General features: G+C 50.0%; 20 protein-coding genes and 1 pseudogene. 4 read left to right on the forward strand and 17 right to left on the reverse strand.

The annotated features are described in order from the left end of the window. The first annotated feature begins 149 nt into the window (after positions 1-149). On the forward strand, positions 150-578 hold the full coding sequence (locus MRBBS_RS17950) for an organic hydroperoxide resistance protein (protein WP_014873034.1): 429 nt from the start codon (positions 150-152) through the stop codon (positions 576-578). A gap of 36 nt (positions 579-614) precedes the next feature. On the opposite strand, the gene MRBBS_RS17955 is transcribed toward MRBBS_RS17950, so the two are convergent. The 7 genes from MRBBS_RS17955 to MRBBS_RS17985 all read right to left on the reverse strand — a co-directional run bounded on the left by MRBBS_RS17955 (position 615) and on the right by MRBBS_RS17985 (position 6,482). Further along, positions 615-1,508 carry a dihydrodipicolinate synthase family protein gene (locus MRBBS_RS17955; protein ID WP_014873035.1) on the reverse strand — a complete coding sequence of 298 codons (894 nt, stop codon included), beginning with the start codon at positions 1,506-1,508 and terminating at the stop codon, positions 615-617. Between the two features lie 177 nt (positions 1,509-1,685). After that, positions 1,686-2,234 carry a hypothetical protein gene (locus MRBBS_RS17960; RefSeq protein ID WP_014873036.1) on the reverse strand — a complete coding sequence of 183 codons (549 nt, stop codon included), beginning with the start codon at positions 2,232-2,234 and terminating at the stop codon, positions 1,686-1,688. Between the two features lie 37 nt (positions 2,235-2,271). Beyond that, a complete protein-coding gene (locus tag MRBBS_RS17965) occupies positions 2,272-2,484 on the reverse strand; it encodes a hypothetical protein (protein WP_041635373.1) in 213 nt (70 codons plus the stop codon). Between the two features lie 143 nt (positions 2,485-2,627). Continuing rightward, a complete protein-coding gene (locus tag MRBBS_RS17970; RefSeq protein WP_014873037.1) occupies positions 2,628-2,912 on the reverse strand; it encodes a hypothetical protein in 285 nt (94 codons plus the stop codon). Between the two features lie 36 nt (positions 2,913-2,948). Continuing rightward, positions 2,949-3,497 carry a hypothetical protein gene (locus MRBBS_RS17975; protein WP_014873038.1) on the reverse strand — a complete coding sequence of 183 codons (549 nt, stop codon included), beginning with the start codon at positions 3,495-3,497 and terminating at the stop codon, positions 2,949-2,951. A 489-nt stretch (positions 3,498-3,986) separates the two neighbouring features. Further along, positions 3,987-4,625 (reverse strand): SGNH/GDSL hydrolase family protein, encoded by a 639-nt coding sequence (locus MRBBS_RS17980; RefSeq protein ID WP_014873039.1) that lies wholly within the window; start codon positions 4,623-4,625, stop codon positions 3,987-3,989. A 138-nt stretch (positions 4,626-4,763) separates the two neighbouring features. Continuing rightward, positions 4,764-6,482 (reverse strand): aconitase family protein, encoded by a 1,719-nt coding sequence (locus MRBBS_RS17985; RefSeq protein ID WP_144012729.1) that lies wholly within the window; start codon positions 6,480-6,482, stop codon positions 4,764-4,766. 395 nt (positions 6,483-6,877) lie between these two features. On the opposite strand from MRBBS_RS17985, the gene MRBBS_RS17990 reads away from it, so the two are divergent. Together MRBBS_RS17990 and MRBBS_RS17995 are read left to right on the forward strand one after the other, a co-directional pair. Beyond that, positions 6,878-8,035 carry an Acg family FMN-binding oxidoreductase gene (locus MRBBS_RS17990; protein ID WP_014873041.1) on the forward strand — a complete coding sequence of 386 codons (1,158 nt, stop codon included), beginning with the start codon at positions 6,878-6,880 and terminating at the stop codon, positions 8,033-8,035. Then, complete coding sequence (locus MRBBS_RS17995) at positions 8,035-8,481, forward strand: MarR family winged helix-turn-helix transcriptional regulator (RefSeq protein ID WP_041635374.1); 447 nt, start codon at positions 8,035-8,037, stop codon at positions 8,479-8,481. Before MRBBS_RS17990 ends, MRBBS_RS17995 begins: the two co-directional genes overlap by 1 nt. A gap of 237 nt (positions 8,482-8,718) precedes the next feature. On the opposite strand, the gene MRBBS_RS18000 is transcribed toward MRBBS_RS17995, so the two are convergent. The 10 genes and pseudogenes from MRBBS_RS18000 to MRBBS_RS18050 all read right to left on the reverse strand — a co-directional run bounded on the left by MRBBS_RS18000 (position 8,719) and on the right by MRBBS_RS18050 (position 15,250). Beyond that, on the reverse strand, positions 8,719-9,015 hold the full coding sequence (locus tag MRBBS_RS18000) for a 4a-hydroxytetrahydrobiopterin dehydratase (RefSeq protein WP_014873043.1): 297 nt from the start codon (positions 9,013-9,015) through the stop codon (positions 8,719-8,721). A gap of 136 nt (positions 9,016-9,151) precedes the next feature. After that, positions 9,152-10,324 (reverse strand): pyridoxal phosphate-dependent decarboxylase family protein, encoded by a 1,173-nt coding sequence (locus MRBBS_RS18005; RefSeq protein ID WP_227497543.1) that lies wholly within the window; start codon positions 10,322-10,324, stop codon positions 9,152-9,154. Positions 10,325-10,500: 176 nt separating this feature from the next. Next, positions 10,501-10,962, reverse strand: coding sequence for a methyltransferase family protein (locus MRBBS_RS18010; RefSeq protein ID WP_041635375.1), 462 nt, complete (start codon positions 10,960-10,962; stop codon positions 10,501-10,503). Positions 10,963-11,084: 122 nt separating this feature from the next. Further along, positions 11,085-11,546: a DUF3291 domain-containing protein gene (locus tag MRBBS_RS18015; RefSeq protein ID WP_014873046.1), complete on the reverse strand. Its 462-nt coding sequence runs from the start codon at positions 11,544-11,546 to the stop codon at positions 11,085-11,087. 99 nt (positions 11,547-11,645) lie between these two features. Next, on the reverse strand, positions 11,646-11,963 hold the full coding sequence (locus tag MRBBS_RS18020) for an antibiotic biosynthesis monooxygenase family protein (RefSeq protein ID WP_041635376.1): 318 nt from the start codon (positions 11,961-11,963) through the stop codon (positions 11,646-11,648). Between the two features lie 416 nt (positions 11,964-12,379). Continuing rightward, positions 12,380-12,847, reverse strand: a complete 468-nt coding sequence (locus tag MRBBS_RS18025; RefSeq protein ID WP_014873048.1) for a DM13 domain-containing protein — start codon at positions 12,845-12,847, stop codon at positions 12,380-12,382. A gap of 221 nt (positions 12,848-13,068) precedes the next feature. Next, positions 13,069-13,368: pseudogene (locus MRBBS_RS18030) on the reverse strand (transposase); the annotation flags it as partial. A 718-nt stretch (positions 13,369-14,086) separates the two neighbouring features. Next, entirely contained in the window at positions 14,087-14,287 is a 201-nt protein-coding gene (locus MRBBS_RS19800) for a hypothetical protein (protein ID WP_201764325.1), read from the reverse strand. A 44-nt stretch (positions 14,288-14,331) separates the two neighbouring features. After that, positions 14,332-14,577, reverse strand: a complete 246-nt coding sequence (locus MRBBS_RS18045; RefSeq protein ID WP_014873051.1) for a transposase — start codon at positions 14,575-14,577, stop codon at positions 14,332-14,334. Positions 14,578-14,602: 25 nt separating this feature from the next. Further along, positions 14,603-15,250 (reverse strand): TetR/AcrR family transcriptional regulator, encoded by a 648-nt coding sequence (locus MRBBS_RS18050; RefSeq protein ID WP_014873052.1) that lies wholly within the window; start codon positions 15,248-15,250, stop codon positions 14,603-14,605. Between the two features lie 1,060 nt (positions 15,251-16,310). Between MRBBS_RS18050 and MRBBS_RS18060 the strand changes: the two genes are divergently transcribed. After that, positions 16,311-17,468 carry an efflux RND transporter periplasmic adaptor subunit gene (locus MRBBS_RS18060; protein ID WP_014873054.1) on the forward strand — a complete coding sequence of 386 codons (1,158 nt, stop codon included), beginning with the start codon at positions 16,311-16,313 and terminating at the stop codon, positions 17,466-17,468. Positions 17,469-17,477 lie beyond the last annotated feature (9 nt).

The raw sequence follows: 17,477 nt of genomic DNA on the forward strand, positions 1-17,477 counted from the left end.
AGCGCGTGCGTATTACACTTCCGCCATTTGTCTTGCGCACAATCTATTTGTACGCTAAATTAGTTATTGAGAAGCGCTAATAATTTGCGCACTCATTAATCACGCAAACGAGGAGTCGTCAACCCGACTCGTCGAAAGGAGCAAACACTATGTCTGTTGCACAAATCTTGTATCGCGCATCCGCCGAAGCCACGGGTGGCCGTGACGGCCGCGCCATCTCATCAGACGGTATTCTGGATGTTGAGCTGACCACTCCGAAAGAGCTTGGCGGAGCCGGCGGCAAAGGAACAAACCCTGAGCAGCTCTTCGCTGCTGGCTACTCTGCCTGCTTTATTGGTGCCATGAAGTTCGTCGCCGGCCGCGACAAGCTGGCAATGCCGGAAGAAGCGTCCATCGAAGGCGAAGTTGGCATTGGTCAAATTCCGGGCGGTTTTGGTATCGAAGTTGAGCTGAAAATTTCATTGCCGGGCATGGACGACGCTCAGGCCGAAAAGCTGATCAACGAAGCGCACAAAGTGTGCCCCTACTCAAACGCGACCCGTGGCAATATCGACGTTACCCTAACCCGCGTCGAGTAATTCCCTCTTGGGGTGGTTAAGGGAGGGCTATTGGCGTCAGGATAAATCCAGATCGTCAATCAAGCCCCCTAGCTGTCGGCGCCCTTCTCCACTCAAAGCTTTAAGCGGCAGCGGCAAACATGGGTGTTCGACAAGTCCCTGCAGTTCTGCCGCAGCCGCAACAACGCGCAAACTACCTCCATACTCGCTGAACAACTGCCACAGCGGCTTCAATCGCTCCGACAAGCGTATCGCTTCCTTCGTATTCCCAGCCTGTGCTGCGCGAGTAATCGCAAGCGCGGTGACGGGAAACACCCCCCCGATCACCGAATACCAGGCATCACAGCCAGCGTTCAAACCGTTCGCAGCATAGCCATCGCCGCTGACGCCCAGAGTGACGTGCAAGGGGATCTGTGCTCGAAGTCGTTCCACTCTTGATCTTGCCGCGACAGGATCCTCAGGAACTCCCGGAATCTTGATGGATGCCACGTTCGGAAGTTGGGCTATCTTGCCATGAAGCTCGTCACTGAACACAAACTGCGTGGTGCCGGGATTATCGTAAACACACAGCGGCACCAACAGTGCATGCGTTACCGCTTCATAGAGCCCGAAAACTTCTTCTGGACGCAGTTTCTGATATGACATTGGCGCCATCAATACCCCGGAGACACCCGCAGCCTCTGCATCTTCGGCCAAGGCAAGCACATCGCGCGTGCGCAGTGCTCCAATACCCACCACCACCGGGATATTGCCTGCGTGTTCCACCGCAAGTCTTACTACCCTCGCACGCTCCGCCATGGTCAGATAAGCATAGCTCCCGGTCGAACCGAGTACGCCGATTGAGTCGACGTTGGCGGTGACAAGCCGCCCAATCAATCGAACAAACGCCGCTTCGTCCAAACCGCATTCATTCATCGGGGTTAAAGGAAATGCGCTCAGGCCGGAAAACATGCTGGATACTCCGATGTTATTGAAAGGACGAGTGTCTTACCGTTTTAAACTAAAATCCCGAAACGATGGTTGGTTAATGTATGGCGCCAATGTTCAGTGGTCAGTTTGGAGGCGCTCCGCGCTGGAAAACAAGTCCAGTGAAGTCCCGTCAGGGCCGGAACGTACTGGAATGACTTGTTATGCCTCTTTTAGGAGAGTAACCATTCTGTTAGCAAGTGAGACATATTCTTTTGCGGCGTCGGATTCTATGACTTTATTTGTAAGGTAGAAGGCCTCGTTTCGCATCTCGCACAATGACTGCAATAGGCTAAAGGCGCCTTTGCCTAACGCATTGTTCTTCCCAAGCCTCAGTTCCATCATGTGGATATCGGGATGCTTCAGTTCATCTCTTGGAATTTCGTATCTGGCTCCCAGCTCCGCAAGCGACGCCTCTACGTCAATCCAGGATTCTAGAATTGCTCCTCTAGGCGAATATCCAGCTAAGTCCAGTCGATGGGTTAACCCCTTTGATGGCAAATCAACCGAATCCGGAAGGGATGATTTTGCCTTTTTGCTCGCCTCTTGGAGGCGATGGCCGAAGTCAATTTGGATTTCTTTATGCTTGGTACTCTGAATCCGGCCGATGACGTCAACCCATTCCTGGCGTAAAAATACCACCGCAGCAACAAACGCTACTGGCCACGCGATTGCCTCAATGACGGATAATATGAAGATTAACCAATCCATAGTGACCCTTTCGGTATAACGCCTGCAGCCGCTACCCTTACCTGAATGAGTGGCCTGCACCAAGAGTAATGGCAAGCCAGCTAGTCTTTTTTGCTATCGTTATCTCAATAGATTTGCTATCACCAGCAAACCACTTCTGAACATACAGAGTGCCCACGATAGGAGCAGTTCCTGCACCAGGAACCTCCTTATAGCGAACGCTATTTTTTGTTTCCTTCTCGAATTCAAACATGACTACTTTCTTCGACATGACATTTTCCCCATAACTAACGTCGTAAACTTGGGCTGCTTACGCCTATATCTGGCGCGTTTTTTAGCGCTGACGTTCAAGCGTTGATTACCCTGTCGCCCAAGATACCCTTTTATGTGTTTATTTTTAGTGAATGCATTTCGTTATTGTTTGATTAATTGTAGCAAGTACTCATAGACTAAATCGAAATCATCATAGCCTGAAACTTTTAATTGAGACTGTACATCTTTATCTAGCTTTGAAAAAAGTTCTATTTTTTGAATAGTGGATATTTTTCTTTTTTCACTAAGGTTTGTTGCTATTTCCCATGTCTCCGTTGTGGGTGTTTCTACGGCTGACATACTGCACCCATCTATCAGTTCACCTGAAGTTATTTTGTGCAATATATCCTTGGCTTCTTTTTCAATATCAGAAATAGTTAAGTTCATATGGTATCCATCTTTTTCTGCACATAACGCTTAAGCTCAGCAGCGCTTGAGGCCCAGTCTTTCGTTTTCACGTTGGAAAATCTCACGAATCCTGGCGCCATCAGAAGGCTCTTCTTCACGTGTCTCTGAATTCCATTGGCTCCGCTGGGTATCAAAGAAATCACCGCCATAGATGTGAATACCACCCGTAAAACGCTGCAACGGATTGGTAACAGAATGTAGTGCGTCTTCAGGTAGCATTGCTGTGTCTTTTACAAACAAGGCATTTGCACCGCATGCCGTGATTCCGTCAGACGTCCTTTTCCAAAAAATGTTGTCCTCGCGGCCTGTGTAGATTCCGATGTTAGCCCACATTAGATGATTATGAGGCATGAGGTTCATCTGCGGAGTCCACGTGGCGGCAAATATCGTCAGCGTTGGTGAGCTTAGAAGTACATTTAGTCCTGCCTTAGTTGGATCGCCTAGCGCGGCCAATACAGCTGCGGGTGTAGAGACCGCTTGGGCAAGTACTTCGTTGACGGCGGCTTGTGCATCAGTCTCTTCGTTGGCAGCGATGCAATCAGCAATAAAGCGCTCAATCTCCATGCTCTTACTCCCGTTTGTGTAGGTAGTTTGGCACCCGCAAAGACGAATAGTGGAAACATTTCTCGCAGGTTCGCCAACGTCCGTTTTTGGTCATCAGTGGCCCTTCATAACTCTAACACTCCAAGGGCCGCATTGGCTCGAAAGCAGCCGTCTCCGGATAGCACTGCTGATTTTCGCCTAGCACTTTTGTTCACCGCTAGCCTTGGCCCTCTGCAAATCACTTTCAGGTCGTCTTCACTCGAGTACATCAGAATTATGTTGATGTAATCAGACCCTTGCTATGTGATAGTTTTGGCATTATTGGTTATCAGAATCAGCACCATGGCACGATCAAACCGGATGTTCTGAGGCGAGATCGTCAGTCAGCCGTCCGGTGTCGTCGTTGCGGTATTTCGGGTGAAACACCGACAGATCCAACTTGTGTTCGATCAAGTTTTGAACGGCGCAACTTTAAGAGCAGCCCCTGCCGGCACTTGTTATGCGGCAAATTTACGGGACTAACGGCTGTATTATTTTGGCAAGCGCGAGACCGAGTGTGCGATGTTGATCTTCATCTAGGTGAACACCGTCGACACGACTTGTCGGAGTCACCGAACCAGCATCAAAGTAATGGCATCCACACTCTTCCGCCACCACTTGAATTGCGCCAGCCAGACCGACCGCTTTGTCTTCGGCACTTTCAAATTTGGGCGCAATATTGCCTTTAGCTTTCTGCAATTCGGGAGGCGCCACAAGCACAATTGCCGGTACTGGCATTCCAGGTTCAACAGGAGCACGCCGTATCGCCCCGACCAGAGTTTTTAAGCCTTGTGCGGACTGCCATGCGGTCAAATTATGCACAGACTGAAAATCATTGGTCCCCAACAGCAGGATGACCAGTGACAATGGCGAGTTGATTTCGATGCGCTGCTCTAGCCCCTCAAGTCCGTTTCGGCCTGGCTTGTAGGGGTCATCCCACACGGTACGGCGTCCATTAAGACAGTCTTCAATAATCCGAACGGACTTACCCGAATTGAGCAGGGCAGTTTCCAAAACTCCCGGCCACCTTTGGTCAAATCGAAATCGACCACGGGTGTCAGGGATGATGCCCCAACTCAACGAATCTGCGTAGACCAAGATGTGGTGCATTGCCTGAACCTCCCTTACCGTAGAACGCCTCAATCCAGTATCTCTTGCTAACTGGCTCGTGTTCTTGGCGCGCGCGATGACGCCTAATGCGAGGACTATAAAGAACGGATCATATCCAGCCTACACAGTCCCTGCTGCTTAATTCTGAAGCCATTTTGGAAGACGTTCTGGTGCATGGCCGCTGATAGCTGTTTCAACGCAATCCTCAAGGCTGCCGATTCGGGAGTGCCTTCCCGACAAACCATGAGCGTAGTGGGCATATTTACCGGAGTTAGTGAATAAGCCTTCAGCGTCCGGTGGAAAAACAGGTTCTGTGATTGAGCACCAACAAAGATCGGGAATGAGCCGAACGCCTGCTCGTTCCAGACGGTCCACTATGCCCTCAGATCTTGCTGCCTGCAGTATTTCTCTTCCAATCGTTATAATCAATTGAGTCGATGGATTGCAGTGACGCTCTCCAAAGAGATCGGCAATGCGGCGAGCTTCATCTATGGACGCATGCGGGCTTCCGATAGCAACAAGATCGATTTTAAGATCTCCCCGATTGAGTTCGTTCCAGGCGCAGATGAATTCCGGGATTCCGATAGACCGATGTTCGGCATCTGCTGAAGGTAAAAAATGCGCCTCAGGTGTATGGCCGGCAATGTGCAACATAGGGACGCCTGAAGTGGTACCGAAAGCTGCGCATAGCGATTTCAGATCATCCGTCGATGGTTTCAGGTTTTCTAAGCCTGTTAAAAGCGGTATGTGATCGGGCGAAAACTTTCCAGCCAACCACCCCAAGAGTGGCCAAAAGAGTTCGTCATGATCTCCTGGCGTAAGAGGCGGCGTAACATTCAGGACCCTGCGAGCAACTCGGCCCTCTTGCGTATAAACGCCTGATGCCGGAGCGCGCCCTGTCATTGCGATAAACAGATCGAGATAATCAGGATGCTTGGGGGTGCGGGCACCGAGCACCGTATTGGCGAAGATAACCGCGTTTGATTCTGACCAGCCGATCACTTCGCCGAATTCTGGTGCGTCGTCCAGGAGGTAAGGGGCGCAGGTGAAAGTTGGGCGGGCACCCATCCTGACGTAGGCGTCAGCCAGTCTGCTCGCGCGGTTGCCAAAGTCATTAGGAACATGCTGAGAGCGCCAGTTTTCCCTATCAACCGAAATGGCATTAATAGTTGTAGGTATTGAAACTTTAGCACCGAGATCGGCCAGCTTTTCTGCAAAGATCAGATTTGCCGAATGAGCCAGGATACAACCGTCTATGTGCCCTCTTGTGACATCGGTGAGCTGACGGGTTCCTCCGACCGCAGCCATCAGGCAGATAATTTCCATCGCCATTCGCGCGGCCGGACCGGCCTCATTGTTCAAACGTGCTTTGTCTGCTTCACAGAGGTCTATGTCGCCAAGTCTGGTTGTTGCGAGTTCGAGATTGAGGTTATCAGCCTTAATCCTGTGTCCCGAGATCGATGCTGTTTTCGAGCGAGCCAGAGCCTCGTAGTCGACGGGCAATAACGAAATCGTTGGCAGGGGCCGGCCAAAAATACGATCGGATACCAGAGCACCCAGGGTTAAAACCTCCTCATGCTCCCGAAACACCAGAGCTGCCGGCGCAAGAGAATTCAGGGATAGTTCAAGAAGAACTCCGCTGCCACTGCAAGAGCCGCGAGAAGTCGGCATCATCAGAATTTTTCCAGAGACCGACCCGCCATAATTCGGATGATGCACATCGATGATGTTCCCGGAAGCGGGATCGACGCCACCCCAAAAGCTAAGACCTTCATCACAGACAAGGACTTCACCCGATGCCTCTCCTTCAATAAGGATAGAGTTCTGGTCTCTGGTGCTAGCCGATAATGTGTCCAAAGTGCCTCCGATGGTTTGATAAGCTGAGCTACAAGATATTCGAGGATGGCTCACGCTGCTATAGGCCCTGCACCTTTTGCCTACATGAGCCGCGCGGCCTAATATCCTGCCAATCATCGAGCAGGGCGTTTTGCTTGTCCCGTCCGTTCAATAGCCGGGGCATCACACGTCAGCATCCCGGGCCCGGAAGGTCTGTATACACTAGCCCCAGCAATGGGATTGGTCTTGGCAGAAGGCTCAGTGTCTGTCTATCCTCACAGCGCGGGCAAGGCCAGCAACGTTGAGACTCTCGACTCACTATTGTAGATGGTAAGTGCAAACGCGTATTTGTATAGTTTAACGTTTAATTATATTATGATTTAACGTTAAACCATATATCAAATTAGGTGGCTCCTATGAACAGAAGGAAATTTCTAAGAATAGCGGGCTCTGCAGGTGTTATTTTTGCCGCTACGGGGGCAGGAATTGGTGCATTTGTGACCACACGAAATCCAGAGGCCGCGCAGTTGCCCTGGACAAAGGCAGGTTCACACTACGCAGACCCGATGCGTAGCGCCTTGTCCTACGCAATCCTGGCGCCGAATCCCCACAACCGCCAACCTTGGGTAGTTGACCTGCAAAGTTCGACCGAAGCCGTGTTGACCTGCGATCTGCAGCGCTTATTGCCCGCTACCGATCCGTTCAGTCGTCAAATCATTATCGGTTTGGGGTGTTTTCTCGAACTTTTCGCACAGGCCGCGAGCCATAACGGCTATCGTGCACAGATCGTTTTATTTCCAGAAGGTGAACCAGGAGATCAACTGACGGCAATGCCGGTTGCAAAGTTAAAGCTCATTGAAGATCCACAGATACTTCCGGATCCTCTATTTGCGCACGCACTCCATCGCCGTACTAATCGCAATCGATACGACACGGCGCGAAGTCTTTCCAAGGGCGACCTGACCAAAATCACTAGCGTCACCGAACCCAGTGTTAGCAGCGTTGGTGTGGTACAGGGGCCGCAATTGCAGGACTTACGTGACCTTACTCGTGAAGCGCTACGTGATGAGCTTCTGGACCCTAAAGCCTACCAGGAGAGTATCGAACTGATGCGCATTGGACGTGCTGAAATCGAGGCAAATCCAGATGGAATATCCCTGGGGGGCGCATTTCTGGAAACGTTGAGCTTTGTTGGTGTGTTGAACCGCAAAGAACTGGCTGACCCCAACTCCAGTGCATTTCAGTTTGGCCTGGACATGGCTGACGATCAGGCATTGAGCTCAATGGGATTTGTGTGGATTAACACAATGGGAAATAGTCGACACGAGCAGATTTCGGCCGGTCGTAATTACCTCCGTATTGCCTTACGCGTCACCGGCCTAGGCCTATCCATGCAACCGATGAGCCAGGCCTTGCAGGAATACACGGCGATGCAGCCTCATTACCAGAAGGTTCATTCGATGTTGGCCAAAAACCCCGGAGAACGCGTACAGATGTTGGCTCGATTGGGTTATGCCGATATGACGGCCCCTTCACCACGATGGGCACTATCAACCAGAACAAGGTCTCGTTAATGATTGAAAAAGATCAGACGCCGATTATGTTCCAATTTTTTACTGAAATTGGAATCATCGAACAACTAATCCGCGCGAAACTGGAGCGTGCCTTACCCGATGGGATAAAAATCTCACAGTTTTCTGTGCTCCACCACCTAATACGCTTGCAGGGTAAATGGAGTCCGGCCAGACTTGCAAACGCATTTCAGGTGACCAAGGCTGCCATGACCAATACGCTGCAACGTCTCGAGTCTCGCGGTCTGATAAAGATAGAAGCTGACCCCAGTGATGGTCGAGGAAAGCTGGTAAGTCTAAGTCTGGCGGGGCGAAAAATGCACGAGAAATGCGTTAAGAACGTCGGCCCATTACTGATCAATATCGAACAGGAGTTTGATGGGCAGAAATTTTTAATCGCTCTACCATTTCTTGAAGAGCTGCGAAGCTATCTAGACGACAACCGTTAAGTTTCTGTGTTCTAAACCCGACGCCCTAACCTGCGAACTAATATTTGCTGCGGCACAGCCAGTTAACAGTATTGCCATGCCTGGAGTTATCACCTTCTTCATTTTTAATCTCCACGCTCAGAGGTTAATAAGTCAGGTTGTGAGCGTATTGCCAACCTGACGCTTCAATCAGAGGCGACAACTCCAAATTAATATCTGTTCTAACGCGTAGAATGGCACCCAAGTGGCATTACTTTGTTAGATTAATTTTGATATTTCCTGTGCTAAATCAAAATCTCTCTTCGATATACCACCGGCCTCATGGGTGGTTAAGTTTATAACCACCTTATTATAGACATTGAACCATTCCGGATGATGATTCGCCTTCTCCGCAAGCATTGCAACTTTGGTCATGAAACCAAAGGCTACAACAAAATTTTGAAACTTGAACTCTCTGTATAACTTGTCTTCCTTGATACGCCACAAACTTTCCGAGTCTTTATTCAGAATTACGAGTGAAGCATCTATAGCGCTTTGACTGTAACTTTCTATCATCCAAACCTCCAAACAATGACCAAATTGAAATCTAAATGAAATGTTTAAGTGTCTTTTAAAAAATGGCGCCTAATATATTTTAAAATCTAACGATGAAATTCACGGGCCACCGAAAGCGGTCCTGTGCGGTGAAGGATCAGGCGTCTTCACGACTGGCCGCGAGTATTCTCTCCACCACAAGATCCATATCCACTAACGGATTTGCCGCCACCGAACGTGCCCAAGTCTGGCCATCCAGCACGCATGTTGACAACATACCTGGCGGTAGCGCCTTCACAAGTTCAGCGGTCGAAGAGTATATGGGGCGAAACACATTAATGGCCGTCTGCGGTCTGCCCCACAATTCCAAACGATCAGACTTCTCGATGGCGTCTGCTAGCGAGTCCGCCATCTGCATGAGGTGGTCGAGCCGTTGGGCCATGCCCTCCCGACCCCAAGCAAGAAAGGTTGCCAGTAGAGAAATAGCAGCAGCCGATCGCGAGCCCTGAACACCAACATTGGGCTTTGATAGATAGTCACCGCCGAAGCTGATCGCTGCATTCGCTATGTCCAAGTCGCGGAACATTACCAGGGCCGAATCCTTGGGTTGAAAGAACCACTTGTGAGCAGATACAGCGACCGAGTCGGCGGCTTCAATGCCGTCGAGTATTCCGGAGTGGGATCGACTAAGTCGGAGAGGACCAGCCCATGCAGCATCGACGTGTGTCCACTTCGCTGCGCCGACCAAGTCCAACGGGTCGACCGCACCTGTCGCAGTGGCTCCCGCAGTGAGAACAAGGCACGCGTCATCAAGGTTCGGGAGTTGGTTGCAGTCCAAGCGTCCTTTCCGGTCAACGGCTACCTTCACAAAATCAAGGCCCAGCAGGCGGCACGCCTTCTCAACGCTTAAGTGTGCGGCCTGTGAGGCGACGACCTTTTTAATGCCTACAGCATCACGTGCGGCCCAAATTCCTGTCAGATTTGCAATTGTTGACCCCGCGCAAAAGTGCCCGCCCTCCATGCCAAAGTAAGGTACCAGCCAACTCAAGACCTGTGCCTCCGCCTGGGCGCCAAAAGGCGAGGTCATTTCATGGAGCATGTTCTGGTTGAGACTGGCATTCCATAGCGCCATGGCCCAAGTAATCCACGGGGTTGGAGGGTCCATATGCGCCAGCGAAGTGGGCGAACCAAGTCGGGCGGCCTTGCCTAAAACGTGACCTGAGAGCATTTCCAGCACACGCTTATCGCCCAAGCCAGACTCAGGAAGCGTGAAAGGCAGCTCAACAACGTCACAGCTTGGCGACGCAAGAAGCTCGAGTGCCTTGTTCAATCCGTCGTGTGGGGAAAAGCTGGGGTCGGGAATACGCATACAAGATCCTGTTCGAGTCAGGTTTGGTTGGTTAACTACTCGTGCGTCGACCAAAGACGCCTAACGCGAAGCGCACCGGTGCCCTTGACACAGCGAAGCACAAACAAGGGCATACGTGTGGCGCGTATCGTTAGGCCTCATACCCAGCGTCGCACCTGCGTCAGATATAACCGGTAACCGTCACCGAATTTCTGAAGCATGAATCTTTCTTCTGGCTGAATTTGAAAGCGATTCATGTAGCCAATGAAGAACGGAAGCAGGGCAAATGCGAAAACATGAGATAGATACAGCGCCCAACCCAACAACAGGAAAAAGATGCCCAAATACATTGGATTGCGACTGTATTGATAAACGCCACACACCACTAAGCTCGCAGAATCTTCTGGGGCACGCGGATCGACCGTCGTTTGAGCTTTCTTAAACTCGGCCACCCCTAAAGAAGCAACGATCATTCCCATAATCCCAAGACTAACGCCGAGCCAAGTCGAGCCCGGAACCAAAAACTGAAAAGTCGGAAATACGTTAGCTACCCCGTACATCACGATGCCCAGAATCGTGAATTGCAGAACTGGAGGAACTCGAAGCTCTAAAGATTTCATGATCTCACCGTTCTAAGGCCTAACGCGAAGCTAAGCGGAGCCCTGATAAAGGAATCCGGTGGACGGCCGCCAGGCCGTGAACATGCTTGAGCGATTGGTTAAATGGCTGGGCATTCACTACCTCAAGTGTCGGCTGGTGCACTAGGGACCGGGAATATTTTTTTGAATGTGAAAGCCTCTGCGGATGGGCCACGCTCTCGCAGAATGCTCAGCTTTTGGGCTGCCTCCTCAATTGACGGAATGTGACCGGCAGGCACCCACCAAAGCACCATGTAAGCCTCACCCATTTTGTGAAACCACTCTTTCTTACGGCGAATGATCTCAACGTGGGCAGACCGATAAACATAATTATGCAAAGCCTCGATCGAATCCCAGAGGGAAAGATTCACCGTCTTACCGGAGCAGAAATAATCAATGCCGGTGGCATCACCGTCTTTGGTTTGAAACCGCCAGACAAAACCCGGCGACTCCTCTGCCAACGCATTGATCCTATCCATATTCGCGACAAAATCCGAAAGCTGTGGCGAATCAATTGGAGCCAACAGCGTGGCAATGTTGAGTTGGGCAATATCATACTTAATCACAGTTTCCTCCCTGAAAACACTTAACACAAGGCTAAGCGGTGCCCGGACAAGGGCATTCGGTGGGCGGCCGGCAGGCCGGAAACGCACTTAAGCGACGGGTTAAAAGCCATAAGCCCGCTCTACCTTTGCGACTCGGACTTTAAACTCGGAGTACCAGGCTTCATGACCCAGACGCTGGGCTTCAAGATGTTCAGCGTTTTGCTTCCAATTCTTGATGGCTTCCTCGCTGGCCCAGTACGATACCGTAATACCAATATCCTCCCGCGCTGACTCTAAACCAAGAAACCCTTCCTGTTGCGCTGCCAGCTCCAGCATTCTGTCGGCCATTGCACCGTAGCCATAATCACCCTCGGTGCGAGCAGAACTAAAAATCACAGCGTAGTATGGCGGACTTGGAGTTTTAGCGATCCCTGACATAACGTCCTCTTGGCATTTAAACGCCCCGAATAACTGGCAAATAATAGTGGCCTGAACTTGAGCGAAGTGAAAATAGCCCGCTGTTATTCGTGGACTTCCCTCAATAAAGTGCACGAGCCCCCTCAGTCAATTTCTTCGAAATCTATCTGAGTCCGATGACCAAGGTCACTGTGCACCCGCAGCAAGGGATAACGCGAAGCCGATTACAACCAAGGCCAAACCCAATAGGACTAATTTGAATGGCGGGCTTGCTGGAGTATTTGCCGCCACAATGCGCATGGCGTAGAGAGAACCAGCTGAAAGCACCAAGCCTCCGGATGCTACAGCCCAGAATGAAATAAGGGCCACTAGCGGCATGCCGTTACGGGGCCGATTGAGCGAAGGATTGGGCCTCGCTCTCGCTGAAGCCCAGGCAGCTACTTGTACTGCGCCGCAGTGATGAATTGGCTGAAGGCTTCGCACCAAATGATCACCGTGTTGTAGCGTTCAACGTCGACTCCTGCTGGAACATCCACCATGAAGTTCTTGAACGTCTTGATGTCCGAGACCCTCACCATACCTGACCTGAACCGTTTGAAGTCGGCTTCAGTTTCAACGAACTCGGGTGAGAGGTACAGCTTGTAGTCCGGCCCCGGTGCAAGTTCCCCAACTAACCCAATGTTCTTCTCTCCCACCGAGACGGTGCCCTCTCCCCAATGGAGCGTATCGCTGTCCTTCAGATCTCGTCGAAACTGCCCTGTGTACTTTGCCGTTTCGGCTTGTGCTTGTACTTCCGCCACTGACGGCGCTTCAGGTGCAATGATGATGGGCAAGGCATAAACGCCCAGACCAAACCCCAGAACCAGCGCAATAATGTGTGATACGAGTAGAGCGAAGAGCTTCATTGTGATTTAGTCCTGTGGCGAGAGGAAACGTTTCTTTGCGTGGCCTAACGAGGCTGTAGAAAAATACGATCAAAAACCATGTTTGTCCACTCCCCAATAATTAATGACTTTTTTGACGGACGCTAATCGCTTTTCTGTATTATTCTTATGCTTTACTTTATACCCAGAACAATACCTTATCTCAGCAATATCGGCACCTATAAAGGCTTTCTTGTCTCATTCTATCCCCATTGAGAGGTTTCAGTGTTCTTCCAAAGCTTCTCAATATTATGCACCATGCAGTACATTAACCACTGGCCCGTGACTTTAGTTGTACCACGAAGACTTAAACGATTCAGTCTTTTGTTAGCACAAATATTACCGAAGACAGGTTCGATGACCCACATTCGTCGACTGTACAGCCACTTGCCTTTTTCGCTATCTATTTTTTTCTCCATTAAATCTAGATAACTGTCTTTACGTTTATCCTCAATTAAAAAAGATACTTGCCGACCTTTTCGTTTTACTTCGTGTTTCATGCATTGTGCATTGCAGTGGGCAGGCTCTACAGTCTTTTAGCATGCCTCTAAAACACATATGAGGACCGCTAGCTGTTTCAAAATTATCGCCCACATACAAAATCTGCTTTCCATTAGGACATACACAGACCTTTTCTTTAATATTAACAAGAAACTCATCACTGGAAAAAATAGTGCGTGTGGTTGCTTTATCTTTTCTTGTGGGCTTGCGCTTTTCTTTATGGTGACGGTACGTTTCTGAATCGCTACGGTGACACAGGTTATGCCTTTAGATGTCGTCATTTTGCAGGATTTATTATCAGTAATGTTGGTCTTGATTGTGATGACCGCTGTCATCGTCTTTGGTTGCATCGTTGCTGATGTGTTTGTCGACAATTCTCTCTGCCCGTGCACGCATCTTGTCTGATTTCTTTCTAAGTTATTTGTGTGTACCACTCTGTTCTTTGGATGCGTTAGTGGGCAACTTACAACCATCAATAGCAAAATGTTTCTTTCCGGCTAATCCACTTTCATCACAAATTAAGAGAATACGATGAAATAGATTTTTAAAACGTGTTATTGCCCAATACATCTAGATAATTGATATCTAAGGAACCTCTGCAGATGTAATAATTCGTGTTGTTCGATAAAGATCAGCATGTTTTTCGTTGTCAGCATACCCCACTGGCTCTCCAGCGCCTGCGTTTACGAACCATGAATTTTCCGATTTACGATCACCTAGTTATTTTTTAAATTTAGCCGGTTTAATACCTAGTGCTTCAGCTGCAGTATTGTAGGTACAGCGAGTCTTAACTTTGTTAACGTAGTCTCGTATTGAGGTGATTTTACCCTGAATTACAGAATCATCTTTCCTATCATCTTCTGAAGAATTGACACCGACTCCTCTAGCTACATCAAACCATTTTTCTGGATCTTTACTCATACTGCGTTCTTTGCCTATTAGTAAAGCGGCGGGTGTCCTATGTATTATCCTGCATAAAGCGCACCCAGATTTGGAAGTTCTTCCGTTGTTTTAAGTTTGTCATTCCCTTTTTTCACTTTTTCAATAGGTCGGTTGCGCTTCGGAACAATGAGTTGCCTCATCTTTGAGTTAGGTGAGAATACGCCATGATAGCGAACAAGATTGTGGCGGGGTTTGGGTACCAGCGCAGCTGGCTTGCTCAGGAATAACAACAGAGGAGCCAGTATCAGTCCCGCGAAGGAATAACCCATTATTTAGATCCAGCTGCCTTTAAAATCACGTGTTTCTACCCAGGGATTTGAATGTCATTTCCCAGATAGCCTGCTGCATCAACTTGGCTGTATCCATAGCCGACCGCCCTTCCTTCTCATCCATTTTCACAGCCGCCGCGACTGCTGCCGAGCCAAATAGAATAATCATCATGATGGCCAGTTTTACCTTGGTGCTCTGGCGGGGTTTGAACAGATGCTTGGTACGCTCGAAAATCAGATCCACGCTTCGCTGTGTATCATTGTCATCCACTGCGCGAAATTCCTTGTCCGTGGCCGAGCCCATCCAGATATCACGCACGACCGGATCCTCTCGATGCAGCTGGTAGTAGCCATCCAGTAACGCAAGGCTGATCTGCAATAGCTCATCAGTGGTGGCAGGCGGCACAGCCAACGCTTCTGCCACGCCCCGATGATTGGCCTCCAAATAGTGTTCACCGAGCCCTGCGATAATGGCGCTTTTGTTGGGGAAGTACTGGTAGATCGATCCGACCGTGATAGCAGCTTTCACCGCGATATCGGTCATTTTCAAACCGGCGCAGCCCTTCTCCAGAATCAACTGTTTGGCAGCCTCCAAGATGAGTTCAACCCGCTGTTGACTTCGTGCTTGCTGAGGTGCTCGGATCGAATCCTGACGCTTGGAGCTTGATTTCATAAATCATTACCTGGATTTTATTCAGTGATAGTCTGTAATTAGTACAAAATCAGCAGTAGGTATAAAGCATGTGCGGCATCTTACCAACCCATGGTTCAGCGCAGAAGTGAACTTCTACGCGCCGCTGCGATGGGTTCAGTGTGTCTGCGAGCTGGCCGTCAATCGACACAAGCACACAGCCTGATGGTGCTGTTCCAGCTCGTGCGCAGCATGGTCCTGGCCAACTCCAAGGCCACTTGCCTCTGATCATCATCAAGCGTTTTGACCCTTTCAACCGCCACTGCGCTCCAGTGCATGCTCAGCAAGATGACCTGCTTAACAGGCTCGTATTGTCCGTGATCGAATAGGTGTTTGACTCTATCAAAGACGAACTCGACATGCTCCTGCACATACTGCGTGCCCATCGCACGTAGCTGCACACCCGTTCTGACGAATTAGTGTTGTGGCTGAATGGAGTCTCCGGCCAACGGTGATGTGGCTGCGCACTTGTTGAGGCGTTCGAAGTGGCACCTGACCCTCTAGAATGCCTTCATAACTTATACTATCTGACTAATGTTCAGTTATAAGGCATTGTGCGCTTCCGGTCAATCTATCCGTGTTTAATTAATTGATTCACGATAGATTGTCGTCAAATGTCGAGATTTTCGGGTTCGTTTATTCAGGCATAAATATCGACTAAGTTTATGTTATCAAATTTTAAAATTACAATAAAGTACTGTATTACATACGTTATATTGACTTTAACGTTCCGATTCTGTCAGCACTTAACACTGCTCTATATCACTATCTTAAACAGCAATCACGCCTAAAATCTCTATGGCTTACCGTGCTGACACACCGCAAAACGGTCATCGCTTACCGGCAATCAGCATACATTGCATTGAATCCATATCTGAATAATAATCATTTTTTGCTTGACAGAGCGATATCGTTCAGTAAAAATCTGACAAAGATTCAGATATGGTGATGGGCCAACATGAATCACCGAGAGCTACCGAACGCGAAATTGCAGAACCTATCGCACACGCCAACACTATTTGACGAGGCCAAAGAGCAAAACATGATTAGTCTCAAGTACATACAGGCGCCGCTGCCAGACCTGGTTGGCCTGTCACCGATCAAGGTAAACCTTTGTTCAGCGCGAACAATTGTGGGCAGGTGTACGAACCGCGCATTGTGCCGACAATTGATGTCAGCCCTTCTAGTAGGCATTTTGACCACGTTCTCGTTGCCGCTATTGGCTGACGCGGCGGCAAAGCCTGTCAAGTTAATGAGCATCAAGGCTGGCGAGGACGGGGTTAAGCGCGCGTTCTTTGGTCGAGTCACGGCACGGCAAACGGTGGACCTGGCCTTCCAGGTGCCAGGCCAATTGGTCAAGTTTCCAGCCATCGAAGGCGAATTGATTGCCAAGGGTGCGATGGTTGCGCAGCTGGATTTGAGGCCGTTTCAGTTAGCACTGGACCGGGCAAAAGCCTCCGAAGAAAAAACCATTCGCACGCTCAACCGTCTGGAGCAATTACAGGGCTACAGCCCCAGTCGCGCCTCGGTTGACGATGCACGGACCGCGTCGGTGATCGCAAGCGTCGCTACACGTGATGCAGAGTACGCTCTGGAGAGAGCCATATTGACCGCTCCCTTCGATGCGATTGTTGCGACGCGATCTTTGGCAAACTTCTCAACCATCGGTGCCGGTACGCCGATCGTGCGTCTTCACGACATGTCTGAGCTCCAGATAGAGATCGATGTCCCCGAGATACTGTTTCAGAGAACGGGGGATAACCCGAATCTTGAGTTGTCGGCGCGCTTTCCAGCCAGCGCCACCTTGTACCCGCTGGAGTATCGCGAGGTCGATGCCGAAGCCTCACGGATTGGACAGACGTTCCGCGTCACGCTAGGTATGAGACCACCAGAGGATCTACTGCTACTGCCCGGTGCCTCCGTCACGGTTTTCGCCACGATTCTAGATGCTCCGTCGGGCATCACGGTTCCAGCCTCGGCCATTCACAAAGGCCTGGACGGGGTTGTCTCGGTGCTGCGCTACGTGGCAGAGGATGATCAGGAGAGCGGCACGTTAGCGCTTACACCTGTGGAAATCCGTATCGGCGAAGCAGGCGATATCCAGCTACTCAGCGGAATATCCGAGGGTGACCAGATCGTGGCCTCGGGTGTCGATGTGCTAGCCGATCAGCAGCGTGTTCGTCCCTTTACAAGCTTTTAGAACATTGGA

It is taken from the genome of Marinobacter sp. BSs20148, assembly GCF_000283275.1.
Classification (GTDB): domain Bacteria; phylum Pseudomonadota; class Gammaproteobacteria; order Pseudomonadales; family Oleiphilaceae; genus Marinobacter; species Marinobacter psychrophilus.